General features: G+C 67.3%; 14 protein-coding genes. 5 read left to right on the top strand and 9 right to left on the bottom strand.

Annotated features, from left to right (window positions below):
• The 4 genes from ACQY4S_RS27225 to msrP form a co-directional block, all read right to left on the bottom strand.
• Positions 1-1146: an efflux RND transporter periplasmic adaptor subunit gene (locus tag ACQY4S_RS27225; protein WP_428488311.1), complete on the bottom strand. Its 1146-nt coding sequence runs from the start codon at positions 1144-1146 to the stop codon at positions 1-3.
• A 98-nt stretch (positions 1147-1244) separates the two neighbouring features.
• Entirely contained in the window at positions 1245-2519 is a 1275-nt protein-coding gene (locus tag ACQY4S_RS27220; RefSeq protein ID WP_428488310.1) for a TolC family protein, read from the bottom strand.
• 120 nt (positions 2520-2639) lie between these two features.
• Entirely contained in the window at positions 2640-2948 is a 309-nt protein-coding gene (locus tag ACQY4S_RS27215) for a hypothetical protein (RefSeq protein WP_428488309.1), read from the bottom strand.
• Positions 2945-3874 carry a protein-methionine-sulfoxide reductase catalytic subunit MsrP gene (gene msrP / locus ACQY4S_RS27210; protein WP_428488308.1) on the bottom strand — a complete coding sequence of 310 codons (930 nt, stop codon included), beginning with the start codon at positions 3872-3874 and terminating at the stop codon, positions 2945-2947. Before msrP ends, ACQY4S_RS27215 begins: the two co-directional genes overlap by 4 nt.
• A 236-nt stretch (positions 3875-4110) precedes the next feature.
• Here msrP and ACQY4S_RS27205 point away from each other — a divergent pair, with 236 nt between their 5' ends.
• The 4 genes from ACQY4S_RS27205 (at position 4111) to ACQY4S_RS27190 (ending at position 8302) form a co-directional block, all read left to right on the top strand.
• Positions 4111-5127 carry a D-cysteine desulfhydrase gene (locus ACQY4S_RS27205; protein ID WP_428488307.1) on the top strand — a complete coding sequence of 339 codons (1017 nt, stop codon included), beginning with the start codon at positions 4111-4113 and terminating at the stop codon, positions 5125-5127.
• Positions 5121-6296: a cobalamin-independent methionine synthase II family protein gene (locus tag ACQY4S_RS27200; protein ID WP_428488306.1), complete on the top strand. Its 1176-nt coding sequence runs from the start codon at positions 5121-5123 to the stop codon at positions 6294-6296. Before ACQY4S_RS27205 ends, ACQY4S_RS27200 begins: the two co-directional genes overlap by 7 nt.
• A gap of 201 nt (positions 6297-6497) precedes the next feature.
• A complete protein-coding gene (locus tag ACQY4S_RS27195; RefSeq protein ID WP_428488305.1) occupies positions 6498-7868 on the top strand; it encodes a thiolase C-terminal domain-containing protein in 1371 nt (456 codons plus the stop codon).
• Positions 7868-8302, top strand: coding sequence for a Zn-ribbon domain-containing OB-fold protein (locus ACQY4S_RS27190; RefSeq protein WP_428488304.1), 435 nt, complete (start codon positions 7868-7870; stop codon positions 8300-8302). Before ACQY4S_RS27195 ends, ACQY4S_RS27190 begins: the two co-directional genes overlap by 1 nt.
• Before the next feature lie 28 nt (positions 8303-8330).
• On the opposite strand, the gene ACQY4S_RS27185 is transcribed toward ACQY4S_RS27190, so the two are convergent.
• The 4 genes from ACQY4S_RS27185 to ACQY4S_RS27170 all read right to left on the bottom strand — a co-directional run bounded on the left by ACQY4S_RS27185 (position 8331) and on the right by ACQY4S_RS27170 (position 13424).
• Entirely contained in the window at positions 8331-9590 is a 1260-nt protein-coding gene (locus tag ACQY4S_RS27185; protein ID WP_428488303.1) for a c-type cytochrome, read from the bottom strand.
• Positions 9583-11361, bottom strand: coding sequence for a GMC family oxidoreductase (locus ACQY4S_RS27180; protein ID WP_428488302.1), 1779 nt, complete (start codon positions 11359-11361; stop codon positions 9583-9585). Before ACQY4S_RS27180 ends, ACQY4S_RS27185 begins: the two co-directional genes overlap by 8 nt.
• 30 nt (positions 11362-11391) lie before the next feature.
• Complete coding sequence (locus tag ACQY4S_RS27175) at positions 11392-12120, bottom strand: gluconate 2-dehydrogenase subunit 3 family protein (RefSeq protein ID WP_428488301.1); 729 nt, start codon at positions 12118-12120, stop codon at positions 11392-11394.
• A gap of 308 nt (positions 12121-12428) precedes the next feature.
• On the bottom strand, positions 12429-13424 hold the full coding sequence (locus ACQY4S_RS27170) for an aldo/keto reductase (protein ID WP_428488300.1): 996 nt from the start codon (positions 13422-13424) through the stop codon (positions 12429-12431).
• Positions 13425-13510: 86 nt separating this feature from the next.
• Here ACQY4S_RS27170 and ACQY4S_RS27165 point away from each other — a divergent pair, with 86 nt between their 5' ends.
• Entirely contained in the window at positions 13511-14572 is a 1062-nt protein-coding gene (locus ACQY4S_RS27165; protein WP_428488299.1) for an MBL fold metallo-hydrolase, read from the top strand.
• Between the two features lie 108 nt (positions 14573-14680).
• On the opposite strand, the gene ACQY4S_RS27160 is transcribed toward ACQY4S_RS27165, so the two are convergent.
• The gene (locus ACQY4S_RS27160; protein ID WP_428488298.1) at positions 14681-15025 is read right to left on the bottom strand and encodes a hypothetical protein; all 345 of its coding nucleotides are present in this window, start codon (positions 15023-15025) and stop codon (positions 14681-14683) included.
• Between the last annotated feature and the right edge of the window lie 101 nt (positions 15026-15126).

Genomic DNA, 15126 nt, shown 5'->3' with positions numbered 1-15126 from the left:
CTACCCTGCCCCGCCGAGCATGGCTTTCTGCAGCAGTGCCTTCAGTTCGAAGCTGCCCTGCGTCACCACCTCGTCCCCGACAGTCAGGCCGTTGCGCACCTCGTCCCAGTCCTGCTGCTCGACGCCCAGCGTGAGGTCGTGGCTCTGGAAGCGGCCGTCGCCGAGTGGCGTGAAGGCAACGCGCTTGTCGCCGACCCGCTGCACCGCGCCGGAGGGCACCACGATGTCGTCACGCCCGCGGTCACTGGTCAGCGTGACGTCCACGAACATGCCGACGCGCAGCGTGTCGCCAGGATTGGCGAGCCGGATGCGGGCGGGCAGCGTGCGCGCCTGCGGATCGAGGGCGGCGCTGAGTGCGATAATCCTGCCTTGCCACGTCGGCCCTTGGTGGGCGGCGAGATGAACCTCCGCCGGGTCGCCCGCCTTCACCAGGGCAGCACTGTTCTCAGGCACCTGGGCCTGAACCAGCACGACCGACAGATCCGCGACCGTGAACGCTTCGGTCGTGGGGCTGATCACCTCCCCTGGCGTGACGCCCACCGTGACGACAACCCCGTCGATCGGCGAAACGATCGCCGACACGCCTGGCGCCCCGGTGGGCGCGAGACGCGTGATCTCGGCTTGCAGCAGCGCCATGCGGGCACGGGAGGCCTCGGCGGTGGCCTTGGCCTGCGCCAGCACCAGACGCCGGCGCTCGGCCTCGGCGCGGGCGAGCGATCCGTCGCGGGCGAGGATCACGCCGCGCCGCAGGGCGTCCTGCGCGACGGCAACGGTCGCCTCCGCTTCGCTCATGGTCGCGCGCGCGCCCACCAGGCCCTCTTGCGCCGAAAGCAGGCCCGGCAGCACCAGCTCGGCGAGCGGCTGCCCGGCGTGCACCTGGTCGCCGGGTTGCGCCAGCAGACGCAGCACGGTGCCTTCGGCATAGGGGCGCAGCCGGGCGACATGCCCCTCGTCGAAGGCGACCGTACCTGGCACGCGCACCGGCTCGGTGATCGGGCGGCGCTCGGCGCGGGCGGTCTGCAGCTTGATGGTCTTCTGCTGCTCCTGGGTCATGCGCACCACTCCTGGCGGATCCTGCGGCGCCTGAGGCTTGTCCTTCTGGTCCTGCGGCGCCGCCGCGCAGAGCAGCAGCGCGGCGAGCGCCATCCAGCCGTGCCCAATCAAGCCGCGCCCAATCAAGCCGCGCCCTATCCAGCCACGCCCTATCCAGCCACGCCCTATCCAGCTACGTCTCGCGCGGCGCGTCATGGCAGCGCGCCCTCGGCCAGGCGCAGGCCCAGACGCGCGGCGTCCAGCTCGGTGGCCGCCTTGTCGCGGGCAAGTTCGGCATCGAACGCCAGCCCATCAGCGCGGACGACCTCGATAAAAGGCATCTCGCCCAGACGCCAGGCGCGCTCGATCTGGCCGCGCCGCCGGTCCAGCTCGCTTGCGGCGCGGGCTGCCGCGGGGATGCTGCGTTCGGCGGCGGCGAGCACGATGCCGGCCTGGCGGGTGCCGGCCAGAACTTCGCGTCGGGCCAGGTCGAGCTGGACCTGCGCCTGGGTCACCACCTCCTCCGCCGCTGCGCGAAGCGGGGCGTTGCGTGCCTCGGTCGCGAACGGAAATCGAAACATGACGCCGACGCGGGTGTCCCAGCGCGTGCCGGGCTGCTTCTCGTTGATGACCTGGACGCCGATGTCGGGACTGTCGCGGTTCTTGATGCGCACCAGGCGGGCTTTGGCCTGGGCCGCCGCGACGGCACGCTCGGCCGCGACGATCCGGGGATGGCCTGACAACGGGTCCGCGGCGGAGGCCGGCAGGGCGGCCGGGGTTGACCGACGTGCGGCGAACCGGGGCGGCGTGGCGAGCCTGGGCGGCGCATCCAGGCCGGTGATGGCGCTGAACGCCGATACGGCGGTGCCAACCCGTGCCTCGGCGGCGGCGAGCGCCATGCTCGCGCTGGCTGCCTCGGCACTTGCCGTGAGCGAATCGCTCTCCGGGGATTCGCCGACGCGGAAGCGCCGCGCGAGGTCGGCGGCCAGGCCTTGCGCCACGGCGAGGCGGCGTTGCGCCACGTCCCGATCATTGACGGCGAGCGCGGCCCGCGCCGCAAGGTCCAGCACCTGCACGGCGATCCCGAGGTGGGCGGCGGCGGCCTGCGCGTCAACGGCGGCGGCATCGGCTGTCGCCGCGCCCTGCGTCGCCGTGCCTTCGCCCGGTAGCCACACCGGTGTGCCAAGCTCGCCCTGGCTGGTGATGTAGCTCTGGTTGCTGCCGAGGATCTTGTCGTTGACGTAGGTGCCGGTGGCGTATGGCGCGTTCGGGAACAAGGCGCCGCCGGTGGCGAAGCGCGCCGCCGCCACGCCCTGCCGTGCGGCGAAGTCCTGGCGCTGCGGCAGCCGCGCCCAGGCCGCGGCGACGGCGTCGTGAAAACTTGGAGCAGCGTTGGGAACGGCAGGCGGTTGGCCGTGGGCCGTGAACGGCATCGCAAGGGCTAGTCCCAAGGCCCCGACGGTATCAATGATCCAGTGCCTTGTCATGCGTCCTTGTTCCAATGCATCCGCATTGTCGACCCAAAAAAGGAACTGCGGGCACGGCGTCAACGCACGTTATGGAGGATAAATCGCTTTTTAGGCGGATAGATCGCCGTGCCGAACCGGTCAGCTTCGGCGATGCGACCGATGCGGCGACTTGCGATGCGACAAGGAGAAGGACAGCCCCGAGCAGACGATCCCGGCCGAAGCCGGGATCAGCCACGCGGGTCGCACCAGCAGCGGCTGCACCACCGAGCCCCAGAGCCAGTTTCCCGAAACGTGGTTCGACCACGCCAGAAGCTTGTCCAGGGAAGTATCGTCCAGCAGGAAGAGCGCCTGCCCAAGAGACAGGCTCTGCGCCCCGAATGTCGCGATGGCGACAGCGGCGACGAGCAGCACGGCGGCGGCGACGGCCAGGGCGCGTTGGGCAATCACATGAACAGCTTTTCGTTCTTCCGGTCTGAATATAAGCCAGCAACCTGTGGCGCATAGCCATTAAAAAGTTGCGTAGGCACTCTTTCGTCACTGCCGAGCAGGCGTTCGGTCGCCTGACTCCAGCGGGGGTGGGATACAGCGGGATTTACATTGGCCCAAAACCCGTATTCGGAAGGCGCGATGGCTTCCCAGAACGTGTCGGGCTGCTTGTCGGTAAAGCTGATCTTGACGATCGCCTTGGCGGATTTGAAGCCGTATTTCCACGGCAGGGTCAGGCGGATCGGACCACCGTTCTGTGGCGGCATCGGCTTGCCGTACAGGCCGGTGGAAATGAACGCAAGATCGTTGGCGGCTTCGTCGATTGTCACCCCCTCGATATAGGGAAACGGATAGAACGGCGCACTCAGGCCGGACATCACTTTGTCCTGCGCGGTCTGGAACACAATGTATTTCGCCGATCCCAGGGGTTCGGCAATCTTCAGAAGCCGGGACAGCGGAAAACCGGTCCAGGGCACGGTCATCGCCCAGGCCTCGACGCAGCGGTGGCGGTAGATCCGCTCCTCCAGCGAGACCTGCTTCAGCAGGTCATCGATGTCGATGGTGCGGGGCTTCGCCATCATGCCGTCCAGCTTGATGCTCCAGGGCCGCTGCTTCAGCGCCTGAGCCTCCTGCCAGACCGACTTGCTGTCGTTGAACTCATAATAGTTGTTGTAGGTGGTGGCGTATTTTTCCTCGGTCAGCGGCCGACCGGGCTGGAACGCCTGGTTCACCGGGACGTCGGCCCGCGCTGCCCCGCCGGGCAGAAGCGAGGGCAGGATGGTCATCGCGGCGGCGCCGGCCAGCAGCGAGCGACGCTTTACCACCAGGTGCTCCGGGGTCACCAGCCGCTCCGGAATTTCCCAGGCACGCCGTCTGATCATATGCATTGCGCTGTCCTCAACATGCTGCGTCGTTTACGTGGCCGCCCGGCCCTGCGATCACCGCACCGCGACAGGAACTGGGTCCCCCTCGGCGGCGGTGCAACACCTGTCCGGTCCAGCCAGGCCCGGAACACCTCGAACCTGGCGCCCCGAACCTGGCACACATTGTCGGACGCGTCTGGATGTTGGACATTACGCGCCGCCCGGTACGGCGCGAAAAAATTCTTTGGAGGCTTCGTCCCATGCACCTCGCCCGCTTTCCCCGCGTCCGGCTGTTCCCGGCGCCGACGCCGCTGGAGCGGCTGGACAACCTGTCCCGTGCGCTGGGCGGGCCGACGATCTGGATCAAGCGGGACGACTGCACCGTGGTGGCGACCGGCGGCAACAAGGTGCGCAAGCTGGAATGGCTGATCGGCGAGGCAAAGGCACAGGGGGCGACGCATATCGTCACCCAGGGCGCGGTGCAGTCGAACCATGTGCGGCAGACCGCCGCGGTGGCGCGCCGCTTCGGCATGACCTGCACCGCGTTGCTGGAGCATCGCATCGACACCAATGACCGCGACTACCTGGGCAGCGGCAACGTGCTGCTGGACAAGCTATTCGACTGCCGGATCGAGTACCGTCCCGGCGGCACCGACATGAACGCCGCCGCCGAGGCCAAGGGCGCCGAACTGCGATCGGGCGGCGCGGCGGTCTACGTCATCCCCGGCGGCGGCTCGAACCCGGTGGGCGCGTTGGGATACGTCTCCTGCGCGCAGGAACTGATGCAGCAGGCCGATGAGATGGGGCTGCGGATCGACCTGATCGTCACCGCGACCGGCAGCGCCGGAACCCATGCCGGCCTGGTCGTCGGGCTGGAGGGAATGAACGCCCAGGTGCCCGTGCTGGGCATCGGCGTGCGCCTGCCGCGCGACAAGCAGGAGGAGAATGTTCACCGCCTGGCCTGCGCCACCGCCGACCTTGTCGGGATGCAAGGCGGGATCGGGCGCGACGTGGTAGTCGCCAACTGCGACTATGTTGGTGACGGCTACGGCGTTCCGACCAAGGGCATGGGCGAAGCGGTGCAGATGCTGGCACAGCAGGAGGGCATTCTGCTCGATCCGGTCTACTCGGGGAAGGCAATGGCCGGGCTGATCGACCTGATCCGCAAGGGCAGCATCGCCAAGGACCAGACGATCGTCTTCCTGCACACCGGCGGCGCGGTCGGGCTGTTCGGCTACACCGCCTTCCTCGAAGGCGCACTGGAGGCAGCATGCTGACCGATCCCGGCCGCATCCTGACGACCCATACCGGCAGCCTGCCCCGACCGGCGGCGCTGACGGAATTGTATGCCGCCCGCGTGGCCGGCGAGGCGGTGGACGAAGCCGCGATCGACGCCGCGGGCAAGGCCGCCACGCGCCACGTCGTCCGCCGGCAGATCGCCGCCGGGATCGACATCGGCAACAACGGCGAGCAGCAGCGCGAGGCGTTCTTCCTGTACGTGCGCCGCCGCATGAGCGGCTTTGGCGGAAGCTGGAACCGCCGGCCGATGGCGGACGTCGTCCGCTACCCCGGCTTCGGCGCCTGGGCCGCCGAACAGGAGGGCGTGCGCCGATCGGTCAGCAACCGCGGCGCGCTGCCGAAGGCGATCGGCCCGGTGGCCTATCTGGACCCGGCGCTGATCAAGGCGGAGTGCGACGAGTTCCGTGCAGCCTTGTCCGAGGTCGATGGCGGCTTCGCCGAACCGTTCATGACCGCGCCCTCCCCCGGCATCATCGCCGCCGCCTTGCTGAACGCGCATTACGATACCGAGGACGCCTATCTGCATGCCCTTGGGCAGGCGCTGCGAGTCGAGTATGAGGCCATCCACCAGGCCGGTCTCCTGCTGCAGATCGACGCGCCGGACCTGGCGCTGGAACGCCATGTCTCCTTCCAGGATCGTCCATTGGGCGATTTCATCGACTTTGCCGAACGCGTGGTGGCGACCATCAACGACGCGCTGGTCAACGTGCCGGCCGATCGGGTGCGCATCCATGCATGCTGGGGCAATTACGAGGCGCCGCACGACTGCGACGTGGACCTGCACGACATCCTGCCGACCATCGGCAGGGCCAAGGTCGGCGGCTGGGTGCTGCCGTTCGCCAACCCGCGGCACGCGCATGAGTACCGCTGCCTGAAGGACCTGCCGCTGGACGACGGCCAGGTGGTCGTCGCCGGCGTGATCGATCCGCTCACCAACTTTGTCGAGCACTCCGAGGTGGTGGCCGATCGGCTGGAACGGGTGGCCCAGGTGGTCGGCGATCCCACCCGGGTCCTCGCCGGCACCGATTGCGGCTTCGACACGTCCGCCGGCCGAGGCCGGGTGGCGGAGGACGTGGTGTGGGCCAAGCTGCGGGCGATGGCGGACGGCGCCCGCATCGCCTCGGTCCGGCTGGGGCTGCGCGGCTAGGCTCATCCATTCGAAGTTGCAAGACCTGATGGTTGCCGTGCCGCGGGATCTCCACCGGAACTGTCTGGCCCGCGGCCGCCGTGGATCAGGCTGATAGTTCCTGGGCAGCGGCGCCGCTGATCTTCAGGATCACATCGCCATTGCGGATGCCCGCTTTCGCCGCCGTACTGCCCACGGCAAGGCCAACGACGAGCATCCCCTGTGCGTGATCCAGACCCAGGCGAGCCGCGGACCCGGCTTATCGCGCCAATTCCGAACGAGCCGGATGGCGATAGCAAGCCAATCCTGTCCGCCGGAGCGACGATGGCGGGTGCCGGGACGGGCCGGCCGTCCGGTCGGCTGGTATTGCCCGACGCTCCGGCGCAGACTGCCGGCCGGGAGATGAACGACATGACTGAACGAACCCTGCGCGGCAAGATCGTGATCGCCGGTATCGGCGAGACGACCTACTACAAGCACGGCCAATCGCCGGACTCCGAGTTCAAGCTGGCGTTGCAGGCGATCCTGGCGGCGGCGCGGGATGCCGGCATCGATCCGAAGGACATCGACGGCTTTGCCTCCTACTCCAACGACCGCAACGATCCGTCCCGCCTCGCCGCCGCGCTTGGCTCCAAGGAACTGCGTTTTTCCAACATGCAGTGGGGCGGCGGCGGTGGTGGCGTCGCGGCGGCGGTGGGCAACGCGGCGGCGGCCGTGGCGACCGGGATGGCGAACTGCGTGGTGGCATTCCGCGCCCTCGCCCAGGGCCAGTTCGCCCGCTTCGGCCGCGGCACCGGAGCGCCGCTGGCCTCCGGCGACGACGCCTTCACCATTCCGTATGGCGTGATGTCGCCGGCCCAGAAGTTCGTCATGAAAGTCGTCCGCTTCATGCACGATCATGGGGTGAAGCAGGAGGCACTGCGGGCGATCTCGCTCGCGTCCTATCACCATGCGCAGAACAATCCCCGCGCGGTGATGCACGGCCGTCCGCTGACCGAGGCGAAATACGACGCGTCGCGCTGGATTGTCGAACCGTTCCATCTGTTCGACTGCTGCCTGGAGAATGACGGCGCCGCCGCGGTGATCGTGATGGCAGCAGACCGTTCGGCGGACCTGCCGCACAAGCCCAGCTACCTGCTGGGCGTCGCCGGCGGGTCGGACCATCGCTGCGCCGCGCCGGTGCATAACGGGCCGAACTACCCCAGCTCCCACTTCGCCACCGTCGCGCCGAACCTGTATGCCATGGCGGCGCTTGGGCCGAAGGACATCGGCGTGGTGCAGTGCTACGAGAACTTCACCGGCGGCGTGCTCATGAGCCTGGTCGAGCACGGCTTCTGCGCGCCGGAGGAAGCCAACGACCTGCTGCGGCTGGAGAACCTGATCGCGCCCACCGGCAAGCTGCCGCTGAACACCAGCGGCGGCAACCTGGCCGAGTGCTACATGCACGGGCTGGAACTGGTGAATGAGGCGGTGCGGCAGATCCGCGGCGTCTCGGTCAACCAGGCGCCGCGCAACGACGCGGTCATCGTCATCGGCGGACCGATGGTCACGCCCGTCAGTTCCCTGATCCTGGGTTCGGAGGCAACGCTCTGATGTCCTACCTGCCCGAAGGCCTGCCCGCCCCATCGCCCGGCGCCGATGAACTGTCCGCGCCGTACTGGGAGGGCACGCGACGTGAAAAGCTGCTGATCCAGTTCTGCCGTGGCTGCGGCCACTGGCAGTGGGGCCCGGAGTGGATCTGCCATCGCTGCAACAGCTTCGACCTAGACTGGCGGGAGGTTGCCGGACGCGGCGTCATCTACAGCTATCAGCGCATCTGGCATCCGGTGCACCCGGCGCTGAACGGGCACGGGCCGTATATTGCCGTGCTGGTGGAACTGCCGGACGCCGGCGGCGTGCGCATGGTGGGGAACCTGCTGGGCGATCCGCGACAGCAGGTGCCGATCGGCGGCGCGGTGGCGGCGGTATTCGAGCATCACGAGGCTGCGCATCCGCCGTTTTCGCTGGTGCAGTGGCGGCTGGGTTAAGGATGGAACGAGCCGATCGGAAGCCGCTTCAGTTGCTCGCCCGCGCCAGCGTCCTGCGCGCCTGGCTGACATCGCCGGTGCTGACCGCCGGTGCTGCGTTGCCCCAGGCGTTACGGACGTAGGTCGCCACCGCCGCGACCTCGTCGTCCTTGAGCAGCCATCGGAACGGCGGCATGGCGGCGGCGGTTGGTGCCCCCTGTGTTCCTACGCTGCGGGCGCCGACCAGCAGGACATGCAGCAACGAGGTCGGCTCCCGCGACTGGACCGAGGGTGAACCGGCCAGCGTGGGAAACAGGCCGGCGATGCCGCTGCCAGTCGGTGCATGGCAGGCGGCGCATTCATCGGTATAGATCGCGCTGCCGACCTTCATCGCCGGATCGCTGGCGGCCACCGGTGCCGGCTTGGCCGGACCACTGTCAGGCTGGTCCTTCAGGTAGGTGGCGGTGGCGCGCAGGTCGGCGTCGGTCATCTGCGAGCTCGACAGCGCCACCTCCTCCGCCATCGGTCCCGCTGCCGCGGCGGTGTCGTTGTGACCTGTCTTCAGGTAGGCGACGATCTGATCAATGCTCCAGCCGCCCAGGCCGCGGTAGGCGTCATTGGTAAGAGCCGGCGCGAACCAGCCTTGCAGTGAATAGCCCTGCAGGGCCTCGCTGGACTTGTCGGCGCCCAGCAGGTTCTTTGGCGTATGGCATGCGCCGCAGTGATCCGGTCCCTCGACCAGATAGGCGCCGCGGTTCCACTCCGCCGACTTGTCCTGGCGCGGCTGGAAGCGGCCCGGCTTGAAGAACAGCGCATTCCAGGCAATCAGGCTGGCCCGAATATCGAGCGGAAACGGCAACTGGTTGGAGACGACCCGGTTGCTGACCGCCGGCACGGTATTCAGGTAGGCGCGGATCGCCAGCGCGTCATCCCGCGTCATGCGGGTGAAATAGGGATAGGGCATCGCCGGATACAGATGCTCGCCGCCGCGGCCGGTTCCGTTCAGCAGCGAGCCGACGAAGGCGTCGTCGCTCCAGGCACCGATGCCGGTTTCACGGTCGGGCGTGATGTTGGGCGCCAGCAGCTTGCCGAACGGCGTTTCGATCGGCCGCCCGCCGGCCCATTGCTGGCCGCTGCCTGGCATCGTGTGGCACGCCGCGCAATCGGCGACGACCGCCATGTAGCGTCCCCGCTCGATGGTTGCGAAATTCTGCCGGTCGGTGGCGGCATGTCCGGCGGGGGGCGATGCCGAACAGCCGCACGCGGTGGCCAGCAGCGCCGCGCCGGCCAGCTTGGCCGAGCTACGCATGGACCAGCGGGCCAGGGTTTTTGAGGTATTGCGTGCGGATCGCCTCGGCTGAGCGGAACGCCAGCGCGGCGACCGTGTCGGTGGGGTTGTAGCCGGCGTTCTGCGGGAACGCGGTGGCGCCCTGCACGAAAAGGTTCGGCACGTCCCAGCTTTGCAGATAGGTGTTCAGCGCGCTGTTGCCTGGGTTCGTTCCCATGATCGCCCCGCCGCACAGATGCGAGGTCTGGTACTTCGTGACATCATACGGTCCGGTGCGCGGATGCTTGACGACCTGGCGGGCGCCCATCCTTCGCAGGATCTCGGCGTAGCGGTCGGTCAGGTAGGCGCTCATTTTCAGCTCGTTCTCGTGGAAGTCCATCGTCATCCGCAGCAGCGGGCGGCCAAAGCGATCCTTGTAGGTCGGGTCCAGATCAAGATAGTTGGTTTTGTAACTGTACATCGAGCCATGCACGCCTGATCCGGCGAACACGGTGCTAAGATAGTTGTCCTTGACGGCCTGCTTCCACCGCGCGCCCCAGGCCGGCGTGCCAGGCGGCACCGGCGTCGTCTCGATCGGCCGGCCATTGCTCTGGACCTGGCCCATGTATCCGCCGCCGACAAAGCCGAGCGGTCCGTGGTCAAAGTTGTCGCCGTTGAACTCGTCTATACACATGCCGATCGAGCCCGAGGCGATGAACGGGTTGAAGTTGAATTTCGTATGATCGAAAAACGCGATGGCGTTCGAGACGGTCTGGTGGGTGAAGTTGCGGCCGATCTGGCCTTGGCCGGTCCTTGGATCATACGGCGTGCCGATACCGGACAGCAGCAACAACTGCACGTTCCACAACTGGAAGGCGCACAGGATGACGATCTCCGCCGGTTGTTCGAAGGACTGGCCGGAACTGTCGACATAGGTCACGCCGGTGGCACGCTTGCCGCCGCGGTCGCGGTTGATGCTGACCACCTCGCACAAGGTGCGCGCCTCGAAGCTTGTCTTGCGCATCAGGGTCGGCAGGATCGTCGTCTGCGGGCTGGCCTTCGAATAGTTTCCGCAACCGAACCATTCGCAATAGTTGCAGTAGGTGCATTGGCCGATCCTGACACCGAGCGGGTTTGTATAGGCTTCGGACAGGTTGCCCGACGGCTGCGGAAACGGCTTGTACCCCATGTCGCTGGCGGCCTTGGCGAACAGGGTGTGGCTGAACGGTTGCGGCTGCGCCGGCGTCGGGTACGGGCGTGACCGGGGACCCTCGAACGGGTTACCGCCTGGCTGGATGGCGCCTTTCAGGTTGCCGGCGGTGCCCGAGGTGCCGCACAGGTACTCGAACCGGTCGTAATAGGGTTCCAACTGGTCATAGCTGATGCCCCAGTCCTGGATCGTCATGTCCGCCGGCAGGAAGCCGGCACCGTAGCGCCGCGTCAGATGCGAGCGCAGAACAAAGTCGGTCGGCAGGAAGCGCCAGGTCTCGGCGTTCCAGTGCACGCCGGCGCCACCGGCGCCGTTGCCCAGCATGAAGGCGCCCCAGTTGCGCACCGGCAGCGCCGCCTGATCCAGCTTGTTGCGAAACGTCAGCGTCGCCTGGGCGGGCTGCAGGAACAGCTCATGCCGTAGCCGGTAGCGCAGCTCATCCGGCGCGTAGGCAGGCGGGAAGTCCGCCGCAGTGTCCCGCCACGGGCCGCGCTCGATGGCGACGACATCGAGACCGGCATCGGTCAGTTCGTTGGCCAGGATCGAGCCGGTCCATCCCAGCCCGATGATGACGACATCCTTGGCGGGCAGCTTCTGCGTCATGCAATCTCACTTGAGTGGAGGAAGCGGTGCCTACAGCTTCCAGTTCGGATGGTCGCCGATGCCGATCGGCGGCAGCGGGTAACGCTCGTTATGGCGATGCACCCAGTCGCGGTAGTCGTAGCGGGCGCCGGGATAACCGATCATCTTCCACGCCGCCATGTCCTTGTTGCCGCCATAGATCGGATCGGCGAAGAAACCTTGCTGCGTATCGATTAGCAGCATGGAGAAGAACTGCTTGCCGTCGACACCCTGCAACGTCAGCGACCCATCTTCCAGCCCCTTGAGGACGGTGTCCTTCTGATCATCCGTCAGCTTTGCGAAAACCACGCCAGCAAAATCCGTTCGGCAGTGCGTGTCCAGCGCCGCCAGGGCCATGCGGTAATACCGCGTGGGCGTGAGCGGAGACTGGTCACCCTGCTCCTTGGTGCCTGTCCGGAATGGCCCTTTCATGTAATGGCTTTCAAAGCGCCCATATGGCCCGGCGAGCTGCCGGTCGATGAAGACGGCGCACCCGCTATCCTTGCCGCCCGGCGTTTCGGGATCGGGCGGGATTAGCCGGTCGACCGCTGCCTCCACCGCCGCCGCTTCATCCGGGGTAAAGAACTGCCACGGCCCGGGGGTCACCTGCGCCGGCGGGTCGGCCTGTCCGGCAGTCCACGGCAGTGCCCCCTTCACCACGGCGCCGAGTGAGACATTCGGCGCGGCAAGCAGGCTGATTGCCGTGCTGGCGAGAAGCTCTCGCCTTCTGGGTTGGGGCACGCCTGATCTCCCGGCCTGGTTGAACGTGACAAGCCGGCAACGCGAAGCGAAACGGTCTGGTTCCCGCCTTGCCGATCGGATGGCTGGCTTGTGACCCATGGGTTTGCGAACATAGCCGCTGCCAGTCAGGCACGGCCGCTCAAACCGGTCATGGCGGACCTGCCGCCCATAGGCGCCGACATGACGCTCGGGAGACGGTCTTGACGCTTCCACGTCATGGCGGACGCGGGCCGGCCACCCAGTTGCGGTCACTACTCGGCCCCTTATGGTCTGAGAGAGCGGACCGCAGTTTCCTGACTAGTCGCGGTTTAGATGAACACGCCGGCCATCCCGCCGGCCGGATACCGTGTCCCGGCGACGGCATCCGCCGGCACGGCGGCGCCGATCCGCGCCACCTCCTCCGGGGACAGGTCCACCCGCAGCGCGGCGACATCCTCATCCAGCCGCGCGGCGTAGCGGGTTCCGGGAATCGCCACGACATCCGGCCCCTGGGCGAGCAGCCAGGCCAGCGTGATCTGCGACGGCGTGCAGCCTTTTTCCTCGGCCAGGTCCTCGATCCGCGCCACCAGCGCGCGGTTGGTGGCGAAGTTCTGCTCCTGGAACCGCGGTTGCGCCGCCCGCCGGCCGTCGACATCGGCGAAGCTCTGGATGGCGCCGGTCAGGAAACCCCGCCCCAGCGGCGCATAGGCGACAAAACCAATGCCGAGTTCAACCGTGGTCCGCCGCGTCGCCTCGGCCTCCTGGCGATACAGCAGCGAGTATTCGGTCTGCACCGCGGCGATCGGATGCACCGCGTGGGCGCGCCTGATACGCTCGGGCGCCGCCTCGGACAGGCCGAGGAACCGCACCTTGCCCTGCGCCACCAGCCTGGCCATGGCGCCGACGGTGTCCTCCACCGGCACGTCGGAATCGACGCGGTGCTGATAATACAGGTCGATGACCTCGACATCCAGACGCTTGAGGCTGGCCTCGCAGGCCTCGATCACGTACTCGGGCCGGCCGTTGACGCCATTTGGCAGGCCGGGGCGCTGGATCTGGCCGAACTTCGTCGCCAGCACCACCTGGTCCCGCCGGCCCTTCAGCGCCTGACCCAGCACCTGCTCGTTGTGGCCCCAGCCGTACATGTCGGACGAATCGAAATGGTCCACGCCGGTGTCGATCGCATGGCGGATCAGGTCCGCCGACACCGCGTCGTCCGCCGCGCCATAGGCACCGGACAGCGACATGCAGCCCAGGCCGATGGCCGAGACGGAAAGACCGTTCCTGCCCAAGGCGCGGTGCGTGAGTTTGGGTGTGGCTGCCATGATGCGTTTCTCCTGATCGTGGTTTCGCCGATTATAGGACGGCGTTATGGTTTGGCGCCAGGGTGCGGGGCTGCTAGCTAGGTGCGATGCAGCATGATCCCTCGTCCGGCTTGACGTTCCCGTTCGACCAGCCGCCCGCCTTCGGCACCTTGACCGAGGTCGCCCCGGATATTCGATGGCTGCGGCTGCCGCTGCCGTACCGGCTGGACCACGTGAACATCTATCTGATCCGCAACGGCACCGGCTGGACCGCGGTCGACAGCGGCCTCGGCACCGACGACTGCAAGCACGCGTGGCAGGCGGCGCTGGACGGCCCGCTGAAGGGACAGGGCCTGGCCTCCCTGATCGTGACGCACTACCACCCCGACCATGTCGGTCTGGCCGGCTGGCTGACCGAGCGGTTCGGCCTGGACATGGCGATGCCGCGTCCGGAATACCTGCACAGCCTGCTGCTGCAATACGCCCCGGCCGACATGGGGGAGGCAACGTTCCGGCCGTTCTACCAGCGCCACGGCCTGTCCGCCGAGGCGACCGAGATCATCCTCAGCCGCGGCCATGAGTACCTGCGCCGCACCACCGGCGTGCCGGTGTCGTATCACCGCATCAAGCATGGCGACACGCTGACCGTTGGCGACCGCGACTTCCAGGTGCTGACCGGCGGCGGCCACTCGCTGGAGCAGGCCATGCTGTACCGGCCGGCGGAGAAGCTGTTCCTCGCCGCCGACCAGGTGATCGCGCGCATCTCCCCCAATGTCAGCGTGCATCCGATGGAACCGGACCTCAACGCGCTGGGGCTTTATCTGCGGTCGCTGCGGGATATCCGGGCGGCGGTCGCGGCGGACGTGCTGGTGTTGCCCGGCCACGGTCTGCCGTTCCACGGGCTGCACGCGCGGATCGACGCGCTGATCGCCCACCACGCCGCGCGCTGCGCCGAAATCGAGGCCGCCTGCCGGGATGCCGCGCTGACCGTCGCGCAGATCCTGCCGCACGTCTTTCCCAGGGTGATGGACGCGCATCAGACCGGCTTCGCGTTCGGCGAGGTGCTGGCGCACGTCAACCACATGCTGGCCGAGGGCACCCTGCGGCTGGAGACCCTGGCGCCGGAAGCGTCGGGCGGGACGCAGGTCGCGCGCTACCGGACGGCGTGACGAGGCAGCCACGAACGACAACTTCCGGATCAACCCAAGCACGGCCCAACAAGAGCTTCCACTGATCGCAGGCACAACCCCTCACCGAGCAAGCAAGCCACCCCGTGCTTACTCGCTGTTGTCGCCTTTCGAGCCACTGGCCGGGCCGGTCTTCGCCCCAAGCGTAGTAGGTCTGTCCTTGGAGACGCTGCTCTTGCTGCCCAGGACGACGGTGCGTCCGGTCGCGCCGCGAACACGTGGGTTCTTGTCCGGCGGAACGTTGGTCGTCTGGCTGATAGGCTTTTGCGACAACGCCGGATCATGAGCGTTGACGGCGCCGGAAGAATACGTCGGCTTGGCAACCAGACCGCCAGTGCCGGCGGTATTGTTCTGCGTACTTTGTGCCAAGACGCCCGGTGTGGAAACCGCGAACAGCGAGGCGGCCAGGAAAATCGCACGAGAGATCATTGTCACGACCGATATCCTCAGAAAATGTCCAAAGGCATTCACCCAGATTACGCTAACGTCATCACCTACAAGGCTTGTCAAGGTTATTTCGATACACGTTCCCGAGA

The sequence above is a fragment of the Rhodopila sp. genome, assembly GCF_965276935.1.
Lineage (GTDB): Bacteria > Pseudomonadota > Alphaproteobacteria > Acetobacterales > Acetobacteraceae > Rhodopila.
Note: the sequence above shows the minus strand (reverse complement) of the source record. Positions and strands in the feature narration are given on the sequence as shown.